Raw genomic sequence first — 17606 nt, 5'->3', positions numbered from 1 at the left:
CTCCTACTTGGAGGATTTTTGTTTTAAACGAGCGCGCATTAATAGCGTTTCGGCCTTTGCCCCTAAATAAACATAAATAGCCAGTGCAATTAAAAGCCCTACCACTGCCAGCATCATCGCTATGGCAGGCATTAAATATTCCGATTGCCCCAACGCCGCTTTAAACATAGTTAACAGCGCCTCAATTGATATAGCAATCAACACAGTAGAGATAAATCGTGTAATAGTGCGCCGCGTAGACGAGTGCCTAAAAATATCCTTATGCATCAGGATTTCTTCTTCGAGTATTGTTTTACCTAAATCAAATACTGCCAATGCCAAGGTGATGTAAATAATGATGCTAAAGGGTTCAAGTGGGTCTGATGAGGTATCTACATGAGTTAATAGAGCGTATATATCACTAAAAACGATATTTAGTAAAAATAATACTAAGCAAAATAAGCACGCCACAATAATACCGTAACCCGCCTTGAAGTAAGGCGACATATTAGCGCGCGCAGTATCACCCATTACAAACTCAATAAGCTGCGTCAAGCTCACATCAACAACCAAGTAATGTTGATTATTAATTGGTTTTTTTAGCTCTTTAATCGCCGATATACATAAATGGTTAGTCGCTATAGAAATATAGGGATCAGTAAAGCACACTTTATCACTTGCTTTAGCGTTCAAAAAATAGGGTCGCTCACTTAAATCTTGTTGATTACCACTTTCACCTAATTTTTTGCTGTATGCGCGTTTAAAGCAGACGTTATTACCCTGCTGCAAACCTTCTGCATTTAAACAATATTGTAATTCTAAAAATGGGTACTGCTTAATCAGATAGCGAGTATCACGTTCTTTAGTTAATCCGTCCTCAATACTCATTAAAATAGATTCAAGTAAACTGTGTATTACATGCTCATATTCGTGGTAGCGCTCAACACTACTGATATAACTCATTCGCGCCATTTTAAATACTCATTAACCTAAGTTATAAATAGATTTGCAAGTTTAAAACCAACAATAAAATAACTTAACAATCAGTAACTTGACACTATTCAAACTCAAGTTTTGCACTACTTTGGTGACTAAATAGTAATATATTAAATTAAATGCACAAAAAAGCAGCTAAGTATTAATTACTTAGCTGCTTTGTGAGTATGACTGGTAAGGTTCTACATAGAGCTTATTACTGAACCTTCGAAAACTCTTCTTTAGATAACTCGCCATTACCATCTGTATCTAATTGATCAAAAAGCTGTACTAGTTGCGAGTTTACTTGGGCTTCTGTTTTGCTAATTACGCCGTCGCCATCTGTATCAAAAGAATCAAAATCTACCGCAGCAAACGCCGCTGAAGAAGAAGCTAGGGCTACAAGAGCTAAAGTTTTGTGTAATGTTTTCATAATCGTTTCCTTAGGCTTTGAGCCTGATTAGGGGTAAGAAGTCCTTTTCAAAGATCCTTTAGGAGTAAAGTGTCTATAAATTAATATTCAAAAAAATCATTTTCTGTCGGACCACCGCTACTTTGAACATTCAGCTCATCAAATTGCTCTATCACTTGCACCGATTCTTCAGAGCGACTAATTGAAGCGTTGTCGTCTGCATCGCGTGTTTCAAAGTCTGTGTTTGCAAATACTACTGACGAAGAAACAATAGCCATAAGTACAAATGTTGATTGTAGCTTTTTCATAATTTAATCCTTCAAAAGTATGCGGTGTCCTAAATAAATTTGCTCTATAGTGCTCTCTAGTCACTTCCTGGTTATTCTTTTTAGTAGGCTCCCTTGCCTACTTAGGTTGTCTTTGGCAACTCAGAATTTAGATAACATCACAGAGCATTAACTGCTTAAGGCTTTAATTTTAGGCCTTAGAAAACTCATCTTCAGATAGCTCACCATCTTGGTTTGTATCGAGTTCTTCAAATTTGCTTAAAAGCTCAGCATCTACTGAAGCTTCGGCTTGGCTGATTGCGCCATTACCATCTACGTCTAGCGTATCAAAATCTGTTGCTGCAAAAGCCGCTGATGAAGAAGCTAGCGCCATTAGTACTAATGTTGATTGAAATGTTTTCATAATAGTATTCCTTCATTGGGTTGTTGCGATTAAGGCCTTTGGCTTTCATCACGTTTTGCTTAATACACTGTAGGTATTACAACTTCGGTGCCACTTTTTATTTATTATTTAAAAACAATGAGTTAAATGATATAAAGCGAGAAAAGCTTAATTTGGGGAGGTGTTATTGTTGCTATTTAGCAACAGCCATTTAACTAAAAATAATAAACCATTATAAATCAATTGGTTAAGTTTAATTAAAAAGACACACTTTTGCTAAAAAGCCAATAAGGGGGCGTTTAGGTTAGCCTTCAAAATAAACTGAATATGAACATGGAAATTACATAGGATTTATTTGCGGCTATTAAATAATTAATTTATTTACAATCAGTAAGTTATATTGTTTTTGAAATTTATTATAAAAATTTTGGAAAGATATTTTGAAATTAACTGTTTTGTTGCCAAATGGCGAATTTATCTAGGAAGGTTTCAATGCTAAAGCTAAGTTGTAGCATTCAACTCATAGTTTAATGCGCTGTAAAATGTAGGTTTGCTTAAATTAAGCAAACCTACATCGCGTGCCAGCTATTGGAGTGAGGTAAATTATGTAGATTTCAACTACTTCCACCCTTGCAGCCACTTTTGGTTATCTTTTAAATCTCGCCAACTAATTGGATATTGATTTTTTGACATAACAGCCTCAGTAATACATTCAATTACATTGCCGTCTTCATCAAATTCCACCTCAACAATAATGAAGTGTTTTTCTTTATTTATAGCAGGTGTTGCGGTCCATTTACTATTCAATAATTTTTTAGGGTTTAGTTTATTCATTTAATGTAACCACTCCTACTCATAGCTTATATAGGCAACTATACGACCCCAACACCTACTTAGTTCAGACTACTGCGCAACTAGCTTGCCTTTGTACATTTGCATTTGGCAATGAAAGTCGTATTCACCGGCTTCAAGCGCAGGTAGTTTAACCGTATTGCCATCACCCATTGCCAGCGTTTTACTTATATCAAGCTGTGGAAATACCACTGTTTCGGCGCACGGCGCGCTGTCTTTTCTATCAAAGGTAAGTACAACCTCTTTGTTGGCTGCCACTTTAATGTGTCCTGGCTTATAAACACCGTTATCAACGACTATCGTTTCTTTGTTGTCATCACTTTGTGTTTGCTCTGGTTTGTATAGCCAAAACCAATAAATAATTGCAGCTATTAACAGTGCACCACCTATATTAATCATCAACATAATGTACTCCTTAGCTTAAATTACGATTTATTTGGTTTGAAAAAACGTAAGCGATTAGCGTTACTTACCACTGTAAGCGATGAAAGTGCCATAGCTGCACCTGCAACAACAGGGTTAAGTAGGATGCCAAAAAATGGATACAACACGCCGGCTGCAATCGGAATACCCGCCACGTTATAAATAAAGGCACCAAATAGGTTTTGTTTAATATTTGAAATAGTTGCATTACTCACTGCAATTGCATCAGCAAGGCCATGTAATGAACCACGCATTAAGGTAATGTCTGCACTTTCTATTGCAACATCGGTACCTGTACCAATTGCAAATCCTACGTCGGCTTGTGCAAGTGCGGGAGCATCGTTAATACCATCACCTGTCATACCCACTATTTCACCATTTGCTTGGCGTTTTGTTACTTCGTTTACTTTATCATCGGGCATTACTTCTGCAATAAAGTCATCAATACCAACTTGTTTAGCAACGGCTTGTGCAGTGGCTTTGTTGTCACCTGTTAGCATAACTAGGTGGATACCTTTATCTTGCAGGCGTTTAATAGCTTCAACTGAATCCTCTTTAATTGGATCGGCTACTGCAATAATAGCGTGGAGCTTATTATTACTTGCAAAATACATGGGCGTTTTAGCATCACTGGCAAGTGTTTGAGCTTGCTCGATTGTATCATCAACGGCCACGTTGTATTTATCCATTAGCGCTTTATTGCCAAACAACAATGTTTGCCCGTCAACACTGCCAGTGACACCTTTACCTGTAATTGCATTAAAGTCGGCTACTTTACTTAAAGCTAAGCCCTGCTTTTTAGCGTGTGCCGTAATTGCTTGGGCTAGTGGATGCTCTGAGCTACTTTCAAGGCTTGCAACAAGTTGCATTACTGTATTTTCATCACTGTTATTAAAGGTAACTACATCGGTAACTTGCGGTGTGCCTTGAGTAATAGTGCCTGTTTTATCTAAAATCATGGTGGTGATTTTAGATGTTGTTTGCAGCGACTCACCATTTCGAATTAATATTCCTGACTCTGCAGCTTTACCAATACCCACCATAACCGACATAGGGGTTGCGAGTCCTAGCGCACAAGGACAAGCAATAATAAGTACAGTGGTAACCGCAACAACGGCATAAGCAATTGATGGCTCAGGTCCAAAGTTTAACCATGCAAGGCCTGCAAGCACCGCAATAATCATGACTGTTGGTACAAATATTCCTGATATAACATCAGCTAAGCGCCCTATTGATGGCTTTGAGTTTTGTGCACGCTTTACCATATTGATAATATTGGCAAGTGTGGTTTCGCTACCAATGTGCGTGGCTTTAAATAAGAAAGTGCCACTTTTATTAATACTTCCGGCAACGACTTTGTCGCCCGTTTTTTTGCTTACAGCCATTGGCTCACCAGTAAGCATTGACTCATCAACCGTACTGCTGCCTTCAATAACATCGCCATCCACAGGGATTTTTTCACCCGGGCGTACGCGTACTTCATCATTTTTTACAACATCACTAATGTCGATGTCTTGCTCTTGACCATCGCGAATAACGCGTGCAGTTTTTGGTTGCAGGCCAATTAAGCGTTTAATTGCTTGTGAGGTGCGCCCACGTGCTTTTACTTCAAAAGCGAGCCCTAAACTAATTAAACCGATGATCATCGATGATGCTTCAAAATATACGTGCCTTGCGACTTGTGGTAATAAGTTTGGTGCTATTACTACGAACATTGAATACAACCACGCAGTACCTGTACCAAGCGCTATTAATGTATCCATATTGGCAGCATGGTTTTTAAATGCCTGCCAAGCACCGTTGTAAAATTGCTTACCTGATATAGCCATAACCACAAGCGTGACTATACCCACTAAAAACCAGGCTATTCGTTGTGTGTCGGTGGTCACACTCATATCAAAAATAAGCCCGTATATCATTAACGGTGCACCGACTCCTAACGCTAATATCATATGACGCATTAGCTTTTTGTAATGTGCCTCGTCCGATTTTGCTTTTTCATCAAGTGCATCTTGATCAGACTCATTACTCATTGGCTTAGCTGAATAACCAATGTTTTCGACTGCTTTAATAAGCGTGCTTTCGCGGGCTTTACCTTCTACACGTACTGTACGCTGTGCAAAGTTCATTTCTACATTTTGCGCACCTTGCACGCTATTAAGGGCTTTTTCAATTTTAGCCACACAACTGCCGCAATTAGCGCCTTCAATAATAAAGTTTTGCGCGGTGTCTTTTGTATTAGTCGTCATTACGCTGCTCCTTATTTGCAGAATCGTTTATTGGATCAACAAAAGATTCTATTAAACTACACACGTCACTGGCATTTGCACCATCGGCTGATGTATCCCATTGCGCCAGAGCTGCATGCATTCTATTTCGTAATTTTAATGTTTCTTGAAATAGTGCTTCGGTTTCTTCTAGGCGTTTAGTAATGAGTTTACGCGTTAACGGACAAGGACAATTCCCCTGCTCAGACTCGCCTATAATTTGTTGAATATCTTTGAGTGAAAAACCAAGTTGACGAGAGCTAATAATAAACTTTAAACGCTGCTGGTCTTGCTTTGTATATTCTTGATAACCATTTTCTTCACTGCGTATTGGATGAAGTAACCCAATTCGTGTGTAATGACGAACAGTATCTGCAGTCACGCCCATTAACTTGGCGAGTTGTTTAACATACATAATTTAACTCCGTCGTGTTTCAATAGCTTCATAATAAACCTAGGTGCAACACATAGGTCAATGGCTATTTTAAAACTAACAAAATAATACTAATTGGCTTAATTAAGTGCTCTATTTAAGACAATAAATCGAGTGGATAACAAGGCAAAGGTTTCGTTATTTAGTTGTTATTATTAATTGCCCCTGCATTCATGCAGTCGTATATAAAAAATGTTTTATGCAGTTAGCGCCGTACTTAATCCCTCAAATTGATTAAGTATTGTTGCTCATTGGCATAATGACACAAACATAATTAACTTAAGCTGATATTGGCCGTGTATTATCTGAAGGGGATGTAATTTAGCAGAGAAGCGCCTAAGTAAGGCGCGTATTAATCTAAGGGCGTGTTGATCATTGGTGATTTAATTTATGCAGACTGTTTGGTCTTTAGGCAAGGCAGAGCCTATGTTGTGTGGTTATCCCCCATAAACAGGCGATAACGCAGCATAAATACCAAACATGCGCTGCCCTAGTTTGATTCGCTACGGCTTTGCTCTAATTCGTCGCTTAGTTGCTGCGCCAAAGTTTGTATTTTAGGCATAGCATCTTTCATTAAGCTTTGTGACATTTGCATAGACTCTTGCATTACAACAGGCATTTTTTCGAGTATTTTTTGCCCTGTATCTGTTTTATAAAACGCTAACATATCGGCAATTTCTTGCTCACTAAAATGCTTGTCGTATACATTGACCATCATTGGCTGCATTTTAGCCCAACTCATCTCAGTTTTTAATACCGTCGTCATGTCGCCGTAGTACTTATCAAAAATTGCTTGCTCAGAAGGCTTAACACCCATTTGGTCTGACATGCCTTTCATCATACCTTCAACCTGGCCGTACATAGAATCAACCATTGAATCTAAATTCATTACACTAATGAGTTCATCTATTTTTTGCTGCTTAGTATTTTGTTCAGCATATAAACTACTAGAAAAAATCAGTAATGATAAAAGTAGTACTTTACCCATAATAATATCCTTTCATATAAATAATTAATTTATAGTCACATGAATAGTTTGTATTGTAAAGGGTACAAGCAATCATTAAAAAGGCCGAATAAAATGAATTTATTCGGCCTTTTATAAATTACTTTTTGCGTTAGTCGTCTTCTACATTATCTAGGCCTTTAGTGCCTTCTTTGGCTTTTAGCTTATGATGAATAGCTGACTTTATTAGCATGTAACCACTAATCGGTGCTGTAATTAGTAAAAATATAGTAATGAGTATTTCTTTAACACTTAGACCATGCTCTGAACTTGCAAAATAAACCATAGCCGCAATTAACATACTCGCCATGCCCAAGGTAGTTGCTTTAGTTGGTCCATGTAAACGCATAAAAAAGTCAGGTAGTTTAATTAAACCTATTGAGCCAATTAAAATAAACGTACCACCAAATAACAATAATATTGATACAACCCATTCGCTGATCATGTTTTCACCTTATTCAATTATATCGCCACGTAGTAAATACTTACACACTGCAACCGTACTTATAAAACCTAGCATGGCAATAAGCAGTGCAGCTTCAAAATAAAGCCCTGTATCCATACTAATGCTGTATAAAATAATCAGTGCGATGACGTTAATGTACATAGTATCGAGCGCTAAAACACGGTCAGGCACTGACGGACCGATGATCAATCGCCATAAGTTAAGCAATAATGATAAGCCAATCATCGAAAAAACAATGAGTAATACAGTATCTAACATTGAAATATCTCCTTTAGTGGAGCTTCGTAGCGTTGTTTTATTTGTTTGATAAGTGCTTCTTCATCTTTAAGGTCAAGCACATGTATTAATAAGTAGCGTTGCGTTGGCTCTTCACCTTCAGGTAACGACTCAGCAATTGGATAAACCTCTGCACTCACAGTACCAGGTGTAAGCGATACACAGCTGGCCAATATGGTAATTGGCATGTCGTGTGTTAAATCTATCGGTACTTTTATAAATGCCGGACGCAATTTTTTTGATGGTCCAAGTATAAGTAAAGCCACTTGTAAATTTGCAACAACAATATCGTACAGCACTATAAGTAACTGCTTAAGCGCCAAGCCTGGCTTTAAAATCAGTGGCTGAGGGTCTCGAAACGAAAAACTTAAAATAGGGATAAGTATCGCAAAAATAGTCGCTAATACTAAGTGCCCTACCGATACGCTATTGTTTAACAATAACCAAACCATAAACAAAAATAAGCTACGAAATGGCGTTGGTAACCAACGAAAACGGGCTTGTAATCTCATCACATGCCTCCTTTAAGTACAGCATTAATACCGCCGCTTAGATCATGTAACTGAGTAGCAGCATTTAGCATATATTCACTTATTGGTCCGCCCAAAATAACGAGTAATGGCGAACATGCAAGTAAAGCTATAATTACAGTTACCTGCAACGGGTGTGCACTTGCACAATCGGCATTTTCGTTACTTTTGCTTCTATGCTCCCAGAACAAAGTTGTGCCAGCGCGCGAAAGCGCAACTAACAACGCAAAACTTGTTACTAAATATACTGGCCAAAATAGTAAAGCTTGCTCACTGTTTAATGTCGCTTTAAGTATCCAAATTTTACCTACAAAGCCTGACAGTGGTGGCATACCAACTACCGTTAAAGAGGCAATAATAAAGCACACACCTAATAAAAATGGCTGTTTTACAGAGCGACCTGCTACTAGTCTATCGCCAACTTTACCGCGCTGGATTGAAACTAAGTCTGCTAGTAAAAATAGTGCGGCACTAACAAGTGTTGAATGCACTAAATAATATAAAAGTGCAGCAGTGGCATTTACATTTTGCAATGCTATTAGCGCAACCAGCGTACCTACCGATACTAATACTAAGTTAGAGGTGAGTTTACGTAAGTCTTGTGCTGCCATCACACCAATTGCACCTACTATAATGGTCGCAATTGCTAAGCCCCAAAGCCAAGGCTGCGCCATGTGTTCAAGCGCTCCGGCTTGTTCACCAAATATCACCGTATAAACACGAAGCATAGCGTAAACGCCTACTTTAGTCATAATCGCAAACAATGCAGCAACCACAGGTTTAGCACTTGCGTAAGTATTTGGAAGCCATAAATGCAGAGGTAATAGTGCGCCTTTTAAAGCAAATACTATTAATAGCAGTAAGCCGCCTGCTTTTGCTAGATATACATCATCACCTGTAAGTAGTGATACCTTTTGCGTCATATCTGCAATATTAAGCGTACCAAGCACACCGTACAAAATACCCAAACCAATTAAAAATACGCTTGAGCCAACTAAATTCAATATTACATATTGCAATGCCGCGCGAGTATTTTGTTTATCACCTGCGTGCATTAACAATGCATAAGATGCAATCAGTAGCACTTCAAAAAATACAAATAGGTTAAATAAATCGCCAGTTAAAAACGCGCCATTTACACCTAATATCAAAAAGTGAACAAGTGGGTGATAAAAGCTGCCTTTTTCATCATCGCCAGCACTACCATATAAAATAGCGCCCAAACCTAAAAATGAAGTTAACGTAACCAATAAGGTAGACAACATATCTGCTACTAAGACTATTCCAAATGGTGCAGACCAATTACCAATAGCGTAAACGTTAATACCTGTATTATTAACATGTACAAGTAAAAGCACACTAATGGCAAAAGTAGCTATTGCCATTACAATTGAAACTAAGCGGCGAATTTTAACGCTTTTACCACATGGTGGCAGCAATAAAATAACAGCCGTCAGCATAGGTAATAAAATAGGGAGCGAAGCTAAATGTTGGATCATTTTTGCTCCTTATTATCTGCAGAGGTGTTGGGCACATAACCATCAACATGGTCGCTACCTAAATCGGCGCGTCCACGTATTGCCAAAATAACCACGAATGCGGTCATCGCAAAACCAATAACAATAGCTGTAAGCACTAAAGCTTGAGGTAGAGGATCGGCGTATTCTGTACCAGTACCAAGCACTACCGCTTTATTAATAGTAAGACGACCTGCTGAAAACAAAAATAAGTTAACAGCATATGAAATCATAGTAAGCCCAAGTACTACAGGAAACGTACGAGCTCTTAGCAGTAAAAACACACCGCAACTGACCAATACTCCAACGCAAGATGCGTACAATAATTCCATTAAATATTTACCTCTTTTTTCTGGGTATCTGCCGTCATATTACCTAAGCTTGCCAAAATCATTAGCGTAGCGCCTACAACCGTTAAGTAAACACCTAGGTCAAATGCAATCGCGCTGGCAAGCTCTGTTTTACCGACAAACGGAATATCAAAGTAGTCAAACCAAGTTGTTAAAAATGGCTTATCAAAGAACCAGCTACCCACACCAGTGAACAGTGAAATACCAATGCCTGAAGCTATGATTTTACGATAATTAACATCAAAACGTCCGTTTATCCATGCTGTACCATGCGCCATGTATTGCAAAATAAACGCGATTGACGTTACCAGTCCAGCAATAAAGCCACCGCCAGGTAAGTTATGTCCGCGTAAGAAAATATATGCAGAAACCAATAACGCAAGCGGTAATAAACTTTGTGAAATACTCGCCAGTAAGATTGGATGGCGCTCTCGTGCCCATGGGCGCCCTTCGCTGTCACTTGCTGGCATAAATAATGGGATTCGAGAAAGTACTTTAAATATACCTAATGCGGCAATGCCTAATACGGTAATTTCACCAAGCGTATCAAAGCCCCTAAAGTCGACTAAAATAACGTTAACTACATTAGTACCACCGCCACCAATTTTAGCGTTAGCAATAAAGAAGTCTGAGATTGAATCTAATGGACGTGTAAGTAATGCATAACAGATACTCGCTATAACTACACCTAACGTAGAGGCAATTCCTAAATCTCGAAGTACGCGTAATGAACTTGATTCTTTTGGCGTATGCTGGGGCAAGAAAAACAATGCCAGCATAAGTAAAATAATAGTAACAACCTCAACAGTTAACTGTGTAAGTGCTAAATCAGGAGCAGAAAAGCGTGTGAATACAACCGATACCATTAACCCTACGATTGAGAGCATTAACAACGATACCATTCGAGAGCGATGCCAAATAACGGTAGCAAGAGCACCAATAATCAATAAGCCCGCACCAATTGCATTGTGCACATCAACAGGGGTAAGTGGCATGCTGCCAGCAAGTTGTTGCATTTCAAATAATGGCCAACCGGCACACAGTAAGACTACCGCTAACATAATTACTAGGTAGCGCTGCAGCGATCCATTTTCGATACTGCTTACCTTTGACTGACACCAAGCAACAACACTTAAAATTACACGTTCAAAGGTTTTTTTAGCATTTAAAGGTGGTAATGACGCTTGAAACTGAAATAGATATTTACGATTAATATAAATAAATAAACCGCCAGCAATCGCCATTGCACTCATTAATAGAGGCAAGTTAAACCCGTGCCAAATAGCCAATTCGTAAACTGGCATTTCTTTTCCAAGTACAGCTAAAGACGCCGCAGATAAAATGCCATCAATTGTAAAGTGTGGGAACATACCCACTAGTAAACAAATCACGACTAATATTTCTATTGGTACACGCATATAACGTGGCGGTTCGTGCGGCGTGCGAGGTAAATCGATTGGCTCACCATTAAAGAACACGTCATGAATAAAGCGTGCGGAGTACGCAACAGCTAATGCACCTGCAACCGTTGCCAGTACTGGAATTAACCACGACATAGAACCAAGCACTTGCTGATGCAGCGTTTCTGCAAAAAACATCTCTTTAGACAAGAAACCATTAAGCAATGGAACCCCTGCCATTGCAGCCGCCGCGACCATTGCAAGCGTTGCAGTGTATGGTAAGTATCGCCACATACCATTTAATTTACGCATATCACGCGTGCCTGTTTCATGATCGATAATACCAACGGCCATAAATAACGACGCTTTAAACGTTGCATGGTTAATTATATGAAATATAGCAGCAACAGTCGCAAGCTCAGTATCAAGCCCGAGTAATAGCGTTATTAAACCCAAATGGCTTATTGTTGAGTAAGCTAACAATCCTTTTAAATCGTGTTTGAATAATGCTATGTAAGCACCAAACAACAGCGTAGCTAAACCTGTTAACCCAACAAGTAAGAACCACGTATCGGTGCCAGCTAAAGCAGGATGAAAACGTGCTAATAAAAATATACCGGCTTTTACCATGGTTGCAGAATGTAAATACGCGCTCACTGGCGTAGGCGCTGCCATTGCATGAGGAAGCCAAAAATGAAATGGAAATTGTGCCGATTTAGTAAACGCACCCAATAGCACCAATACTAATGCTACTTCGTATAAATCGTGAGATTGAATTATCGCTTTACTCGCTAGGATAACATCTAGGTCATAACTACCAACAATATCACCTAATAGCATTAAGCCTGCAAGTAACGCTAAGCCGCCCGCGCCTGTTACAGCAAGAGCCATACGAGCACCCTTTCGCGCTTCAGACTTATGCCACCAAAAACTAATTAATAAAAATGAGCTGATGCTCGTTAATTCCCAAAACAACCACAGCTGAATAACATTGTTAGACATAACAATGCCAAGCATTGCGGTCATAAACAGCATTAAATAACTATATAACTTAGCCATTGAGTCGTTGGCACTGAGGTAGTAACGCGTGTAGAGGATAACGAGCAAGCCTATGCCTAAAATCATAAACATAAACAATAAACTGAGGCCGTCTAACCGCAGAGATAGGTCTAGCCCTATTGACGGGATCCAAGCGAAAGAGTAACGAATGGTTTCGCCCGCTAAAACTGCAGGTGCATGGTATAAAGTTATTCCCAAAGCCGTTAAAGGCGCAAGAGCCGTTAAACTAGTGCTTAAATTGCGGGATAACTTACCTGTGCATGCAGAAATAACACTGCCAATTAAGGATAACAAGGGTATCCAGAGCAAAGTCATAATGTAGGGCCTTTTATAATCATAAGTTTATCAGGGCATCTCTTTTTAATACTAAGGGATGCTTTTACTGCCTGTTTTTAAACGACATTAATGACTATAGTTATACTGAAAAACACTGATTTTGTCTATAAAAAGCGGTTCTGTATGGGTGTTTTTTAAACATGAACTAACAATTTATTAAGCCTACAAAAACAATTAATTAATACTGATAATTGTTAATTTAATATGGCCTTATTTGCAAATGTAAGCGCGCTGGAGTGGCGATAAGAATTACCATTGGTCATATCTAAATGCTTCAACCAAATCTCTCTATACTGCGCCGAGAGCCCTAACTGCTGATATTGCATAATAGACCAATTTTCACTAGGTTTATATGCAACACCACCTATCTGGCAACTCTTTGCTTTATGCCAGCCTATTGGGGGCGACTCATCATGAGAAATAAATAAATTAGGTGCCACAAAACCTGTTTTTGCACACAACCATGCTTGTTTAGCTTTAGGTAGCGCATATTCATCTTCAAAACCGTTAAAATGCATCAACTCATGCAAAAACACACTGTATTTTGCTTTTGAGTTTATTAGCATTGTTCCTTTAGAAACATTAGCCGTTCCATCTTTTGGCATCATTACTATAAAATCAAAATTGTTAGGAAGCTGGTTATTGAGTTTAGCTGATTGCCAGTCACACTTTGCTATTTGATTAATGCTACTTTTACACTCAAGCATACCTGCAACGTAAACTGGTTTTGAAAAGCAAAAAATATTTTCACGGGGCTCTGGCTGTTTATTATAAGCATTAATAAACTCGGTGAGTTTATATAAGCCACTACGATGATCGCTCATAGCCAGCACGTTAAACATACATTGCTTATTAGGTTTGCTTATATTTATTAAAGATGAAAAACCAAGAGCGTGGATAAACTCACTAGATACTTTACTCTGTGGTGTTTTTAACTGAAGCTTTAGATGATTTAGCACATCCCCTGCTGGTAATTTGTTTTTACTAGCGAGTAACTTTAAATCGCTCCAACGTGAGCGCTCGAGTAACTTTGTTGCTAATATTTTACGCTCTGGGATTGTTAAGTCATTTATAGCGGAGAGCCAAAATTGTTTTGCAGTATCGCTCTGACTGTTTTTAATAAGCTTAAGAGAATACATATATTGGGCTGAAGAAATTTTACTGCGGGCGAGTATAGCTAAAGAGGTATTTGGTAACTGCTCTAAGTGATCAGAAAAATAACCAGGTGATTTCCAATAACTTTGTAGAACATTGGCTTTTGTATTTAAAACATGCCAAAAGCCAATAGCGCCAAGGTGATTACTCGAGCCTGTAATTAACAAACAACATAGTAATACACCTATTAATTTAAAACGCTTAACTTGCGTCAACACCTTGCATCAACTCAAGCTCTAAACGCGCATATTTGTACTCAATAAACTCGTGTACATTAGTTGCTAGCGCAAGCCTAAAGTAGTCTGATGCTAAATACAGCTCACCTGCTGCTTGATGCATTTTAGCTAAATAAAAATAAGCTTCGCATAAACGCTGCGCATATTCTTGCTCAGTTCTAACACCATCACTAATGCCAGATAAAAATGCATGTTCACTCATATCACCCGTATAAAGAGAAATTAACTGGTACGCCCATTGTGACTCATCAAGCGCAGTGGCATTTTGTTTAAGTGCATCAAGCGCAACGGCTTTATCCTCTTGTGCTTGTGCTAAATAAACCCATAAAACTCGGTACGGATCTTTTGGAGAGCGAGCTAAAAATTCATTAAAATCATTTTTAGCAAGGCCTGCTCTGTCGCCGTAATACAGTGCGATACCACGATTTAAATAGGCGTATTCATGCTCTTCATCAAGCTCTAGGGCAGAATCGAAAAACTCATAGGCTTTTTCATACTGCTGCATAAGCGTATGTTGAATACCTAAAAAATTATACACTTCAGCTAAATCAGGCTTAAGCTTTACTGCGCGATTAAAATCAATACGCGAAAGAGTTGTCATACCTAGACTATCAAAAAGTACACCACGGTCGTAATAAAGCTTAGCTTGTTGTTCTTCGCTTAAGTCGGCTCTATTTAATAGCTCTGAGTAGCGTGCAATAGCAATTTCACTTCTAAAGTCAGAAGCTAAAGGTGCAGTAAATGGCACGTTAACAATCGGGGTTGGTTCTGATTCTGTTGTAGTTTGGCAAGCGCTTAAAGACAAAATAGCAAAAGATGCCAAAGCTAAATGTTTGAGTATCATTAAAATCCTTAATACCAAGATATATCGCGATTAATATAAGACAGACCTTGTCCAATAAGGTTTCATTAAAGCATAAAAAAAGGGGCTAAACAGCCCCTTTTTTACTATCTAGCTAATATAACTAGATTAATAAGTTAGCAATTACGCGTCAGTTGGCGCGTCAGCTGCAGGTGCTGCTGATTCCATTGCTTCTTTAATACTTAGACGTACACGGCCTTGGCGATCTACTTCTAGTACTTTAACTTTAACTTCTTGACCTTCAGAAAGGTGATCAGCCACGTTATTAACGCGCTCAGTACTAATTTGAGAAATATGTACTAGACCATCTTTGCCAGGAAGAATGTTTACAAACGCACCGAAGTCTACGATACGTACAACTTTACCTTCGTAGATAGTACCTACTTCAAGTTCAGCTGTTAATTGCTCAATACGGCTAATTGCATTAGCTGCACTTTCGCCATCTGTAGCGGCAATTTTAATTGTACCGTCGTCACCGATTTCAATCGTTGTACCAGTTTCTTCAGTAAGCTGACGAATAGTTGCGCCACCTTTACCAATAACTTCAGCGATTTTCTTCTGTGGGATTTTCATTGTGTATATGCGAGGAGCAAACATCGATAGCTCTTCAGAAGGAGCAGAAATCGCTTCATCCATCACTTCTAAGATATGTAAACGTGCAGCTTTTGCTTGTTTAAGCGCAATTTGCATGATTTCTTGAGTGATACCTTCGATTTTGATATCCATTTGAAGTGCAGTAATACCCGCAGCAGTACCGGCAACTTTAAAGTCCATGTCACCTAAGTGATCTTCATCACCTAAAATGTCAGAAAGAACAACGAATTTATCGTCTTCTTTAACTAGACCCATCGCAATACCGGCAACAGATGCTTTAATTGGCACACCCGCGTTCATAAGTGCTAGAGAAGTACCACAAACAGACGCCATTGAAGAAGAACCGTTTGATTCAGTAATTTCAGATACTACACGGATTGAGTAAGGGAACTCAGTAAGTGTAGGCATTACAGCTGAAATACCACGCTTAGCAAGGTTACCATGGCCGATTTCACGACGCTTAGGAGAACCAACAAAACCAGTTTCACCTACACAGAATGGAGGGAAGTTGTAGTTAAGCATAAAGTGATTTTTATGAGTACCAGTTAAATCGTCGATTAACTGTGAATCACGTTCTGTTCCAAGTGTCGCTGTTACTAACGCTTGAGTTTCACCACGTGTAAAGATAGCAGAACCGTGAGTACGCGGTAATACGCCAGTCATTACGTCTAGTGCACGAATCATATCTGGTTCACGACCATCGATACGTTTTTCGCCAGCAGCTATACGGCCACGAACGATTTTCTTCTCAAGTGAACCGAAGATTTTGCCAATTTCTTGCTTGTCTAAAGACTCGCCTTCAGCAAGTTCAGCTGTTAATACTGCAACAACTTCATCTTTAGCTTCACCAAGAGCTTCTTTACGCGCTACTTTATCAGTGATTAAGTAAGCTGCGCCTACTTTTTCAGCAGCAATAGTTGCTACTTTATCTTCTAGTGCAACATTTTTCTCAGGTGCAGTCCAATCCCAAGTAGGCTTGCCTGCTTGCGCTTTAAATTCTTCGATTGCAGTAATGATCGCTTGAGATTGCTCATGACCATATACAACAGCGCCAAGCATTACGTCTTCTGCAAGTACGTTAGCTTCTGACTCAACCATTAGTACCGCTTTATCAGTACCGGCTACCACTAAATCGAGTTGGCTTTCTTCAAGCTCTTTTAATGTAGGGTTAAGTACGTATTCGCCGTTGATGTAACCAACACGAGATGCACCAATTGGACCACTGAACGGGATACCAGAGATAGCAAGTGCTGCTGAAGTACCAATCATCGCAACCATATCAGGTTGGATTTCAGGGTTAACAGAAACAACAGTAGCAATAACTTGTACTTCGTTTACAAAGCCGCTTGGGAAAAGTGGACGAATTGGACGGTCAATAAGACGTGCAATAAGAGTTTCGCCATCGTTAGGACGGCCTTCACGCTTTAAGAAACCACCAGGGATACGACCAGCAGCGTACATACGCTCTTGGTAGTTAACTGTTAGTGGGAAAAAGTCTTGACCAGGTTGTGCTTCACGCTTACCAACAACAGTTACTAAAACTGAAGTGTCGCCAATGCTTGCAAGTACAGCGCCGTCTGCTTGACGAGCGATTGCACCAGTTTCTAGAGTCACTGTATGTTGACCTAGTTTGAATTCTTTAATAATTGCTTGCACTTAAAATATTCCTTAAATGTATTCTAATAAGTTGTCATCAAAGTACCAATTACAGTACATAATTGTATTCAGTTGGAAATCAATTAAGTACTACAATTGGCAATGATGTGAATAATTGCAGATAAACCTTTTTACCTACGCGCATAGTATATA

At 39.0% G+C, this 17606-nt stretch carries 18 protein-coding genes; all 18 read right to left on the bottom strand.

Translation table 11 applies throughout. The features are described 5' to 3' along the window. Positions 1-3: 3 nt before the first annotated feature. The 18 genes from H5157_RS09335 to pnp all read right to left on the bottom strand — a co-directional run bounded on the left by H5157_RS09335 (position 4) and on the right by pnp (position 17453). On the bottom strand, positions 4-951 hold the full coding sequence (locus H5157_RS09335) for a PDC sensor domain-containing protein (protein WP_024603579.1): 948 nt from the start codon (positions 949-951) through the stop codon (positions 4-6). Between the two features lie 220 nt (positions 952-1171). Beyond that, positions 1172-1387 (bottom strand): EF-hand domain-containing protein, encoded by a 216-nt coding sequence (locus tag H5157_RS09330; protein ID WP_024597051.1) that lies wholly within the window; start codon positions 1385-1387, stop codon positions 1172-1174. Positions 1388-1467: 80 nt separating this feature from the next. Then, positions 1468-1674, bottom strand: a complete 207-nt coding sequence (locus H5157_RS09325; RefSeq protein WP_007585537.1) for a hypothetical protein — start codon at positions 1672-1674, stop codon at positions 1468-1470. Positions 1675-1843: 169 nt separating this feature from the next. Then, entirely contained in the window at positions 1844-2056 is a 213-nt protein-coding gene (locus H5157_RS09320; RefSeq protein WP_007585535.1) for a calmodulin, read from the bottom strand. 597 nt (positions 2057-2653) lie between these two features. After that, positions 2654-2869 carry a TIGR02450 family Trp-rich protein gene (locus tag H5157_RS09315; protein WP_002958506.1) on the bottom strand — a complete coding sequence of 72 codons (216 nt, stop codon included), beginning with the start codon at positions 2867-2869 and terminating at the stop codon, positions 2654-2656. Positions 2870-2938: 69 nt separating this feature from the next. Then, entirely contained in the window at positions 2939-3292 is a 354-nt protein-coding gene (locus H5157_RS09310) for a cupredoxin domain-containing protein (protein WP_182724578.1), read from the bottom strand. 20 nt (positions 3293-3312) lie between these two features. After that, positions 3313-5559, bottom strand: coding sequence for a heavy metal translocating P-type ATPase (locus H5157_RS09305; protein ID WP_182724577.1), 2247 nt, complete (start codon positions 5557-5559; stop codon positions 3313-3315). Further along, positions 5549-5992, bottom strand: a complete 444-nt coding sequence (locus H5157_RS09300; RefSeq protein WP_182693484.1) for a MerR family transcriptional regulator — start codon at positions 5990-5992, stop codon at positions 5549-5551. The genes H5157_RS09305 and H5157_RS09300 overlap by 11 nt, the downstream gene beginning before the upstream one ends. A 508-nt stretch (positions 5993-6500) precedes the next feature. Next, on the bottom strand, positions 6501-6998 hold the full coding sequence (locus H5157_RS09295; RefSeq protein ID WP_024595964.1) for a DUF2059 domain-containing protein: 498 nt from the start codon (positions 6996-6998) through the stop codon (positions 6501-6503). A gap of 130 nt (positions 6999-7128) precedes the next feature. Further along, complete coding sequence (locus H5157_RS09290) at positions 7129-7461, bottom strand: Na+/H+ antiporter subunit G (protein ID WP_002958501.1); 333 nt, start codon at positions 7459-7461, stop codon at positions 7129-7131. A 9-nt stretch (positions 7462-7470) separates the two neighbouring features. Further along, positions 7471-7740, bottom strand: a complete 270-nt coding sequence (locus H5157_RS09285; RefSeq protein WP_007378493.1) for a K+/H+ antiporter subunit F — start codon at positions 7738-7740, stop codon at positions 7471-7473. Beyond that, the gene (locus H5157_RS09280; RefSeq protein WP_002958499.1) at positions 7734-8270 is read right to left on the bottom strand and encodes a Na+/H+ antiporter subunit E; all 537 of its coding nucleotides are present in this window, start codon (positions 8268-8270) and stop codon (positions 7734-7736) included. Before H5157_RS09280 ends, H5157_RS09285 begins: the two co-directional genes overlap by 7 nt. Beyond that, complete coding sequence (locus tag H5157_RS09275) at positions 8270-9787, bottom strand: monovalent cation/H+ antiporter subunit D (RefSeq protein WP_182724576.1); 1518 nt, start codon at positions 9785-9787, stop codon at positions 8270-8272. The genes H5157_RS09280 and H5157_RS09275 overlap by 1 nt, the downstream gene beginning before the upstream one ends. Beyond that, positions 9784-10137, bottom strand: coding sequence for a Na+/H+ antiporter subunit C (locus H5157_RS09270; protein WP_010554685.1), 354 nt, complete (start codon positions 10135-10137; stop codon positions 9784-9786). The genes H5157_RS09275 and H5157_RS09270 overlap by 4 nt, the downstream gene beginning before the upstream one ends. Further along, a complete protein-coding gene (locus tag H5157_RS09265) occupies positions 10137-12929 on the bottom strand; it encodes a monovalent cation/H+ antiporter subunit A (RefSeq protein ID WP_024603510.1) in 2793 nt (930 codons plus the stop codon). Before H5157_RS09265 ends, H5157_RS09270 begins: the two co-directional genes overlap by 1 nt. A 215-nt stretch (positions 12930-13144) precedes the next feature. Further along, entirely contained in the window at positions 13145-14320 is a 1176-nt protein-coding gene (locus tag H5157_RS09260) for a hypothetical protein (protein WP_182724611.1), read from the bottom strand. Then, a complete protein-coding gene (gene nlpI / locus H5157_RS09255; RefSeq protein ID WP_002958493.1) occupies positions 14307-15185 on the bottom strand; it encodes a lipoprotein NlpI in 879 nt (292 codons plus the stop codon). The genes H5157_RS09260 and nlpI overlap by 14 nt, the downstream gene beginning before the upstream one ends. A gap of 141 nt (positions 15186-15326) precedes the next feature. Next, entirely contained in the window at positions 15327-17453 is a 2127-nt protein-coding gene (gene pnp, locus H5157_RS09250; RefSeq protein WP_002958491.1) for a polyribonucleotide nucleotidyltransferase, read from the bottom strand. Positions 17454-17606: the final 153 nt, after the last annotated feature.

The organism is Pseudoalteromonas sp. SG43-3 (assembly GCF_014164385.1).
GTDB classification, from domain to species: domain Bacteria; phylum Pseudomonadota; class Gammaproteobacteria; order Enterobacterales; family Alteromonadaceae; genus Pseudoalteromonas; species Pseudoalteromonas distincta.
Note: the sequence above shows the minus strand (reverse complement) of the source record. Positions and strands in the feature narration are given on the sequence as shown.

Coding starts and splice junctions, on each gene's coding strand:
- H5157_RS09335 (WP_024603579.1), bottom strand. CDS start 951: ATGGCGCGAATGAGTTATATCAGTAGTGTTGAGCGCTACCACGAATAT.
- H5157_RS09330 (WP_024597051.1), bottom strand. CDS start 1,387: ATGAAAACATTACACAAAACTTTAGCTCTTGTAGCCCTAGCTTCTTCT.
- H5157_RS09325 (WP_007585537.1), bottom strand. CDS start 1,674: ATGAAAAAGCTACAATCAACATTTGTACTTATGGCTATTGTTTCTTCG.
- H5157_RS09320 (WP_007585535.1), bottom strand. CDS start 2,056: ATGAAAACATTTCAATCAACATTAGTACTAATGGCGCTAGCTTCTTCA.
- H5157_RS09315 (WP_002958506.1), bottom strand. CDS start 2,869: ATGAATAAACTAAACCCTAAAAAATTATTGAATAGTAAATGGACCGCA.
- H5157_RS09310 (WP_182724578.1), bottom strand. CDS start 3,292: ATGTTGATGATTAATATAGGTGGTGCACTGTTAATAGCTGCAATTATT.
- H5157_RS09305 (WP_182724577.1), bottom strand. CDS start 5,559: ATGACGACTAATACAAAAGACACCGCGCAAAACTTTATTATTGAAGGC.
- H5157_RS09300 (WP_182693484.1), bottom strand. CDS start 5,992: ATGTATGTTAAACAACTCGCCAAGTTAATGGGCGTGACTGCAGATACT.
- H5157_RS09295 (WP_024595964.1), bottom strand. CDS start 6,998: ATGGGTAAAGTACTACTTTTATCATTACTGATTTTTTCTAGTAGTTTA.
- H5157_RS09290 (WP_002958501.1), bottom strand. CDS start 7,461: ATGATCAGCGAATGGGTTGTATCAATATTATTGTTATTTGGTGGTACG.
- H5157_RS09285 (WP_007378493.1), bottom strand. CDS start 7,740: ATGTTAGATACTGTATTACTCATTGTTTTTTCGATGATTGGCTTATCA.
- H5157_RS09280 (WP_002958499.1), bottom strand. CDS start 8,270: ATGAGATTACAAGCCCGTTTTCGTTGGTTACCAACGCCATTTCGTAGC.
- H5157_RS09275 (WP_182724576.1), bottom strand. CDS start 9,787: ATGATCCAACATTTAGCTTCGCTCCCTATTTTATTACCTATGCTGACG.
- H5157_RS09270 (WP_010554685.1), bottom strand. CDS start 10,137: ATGGAATTATTGTACGCATCTTGCGTTGGAGTATTGGTCAGTTGCGGT.
- H5157_RS09265 (WP_024603510.1), bottom strand. CDS start 12,929: ATGACTTTGCTCTGGATACCCTTGTTATCCTTAATTGGCAGTGTTATT.
- nlpI (WP_002958493.1), bottom strand. CDS start 15,185: ATGATACTCAAACATTTAGCTTTGGCATCTTTTGCTATTTTGTCTTTA.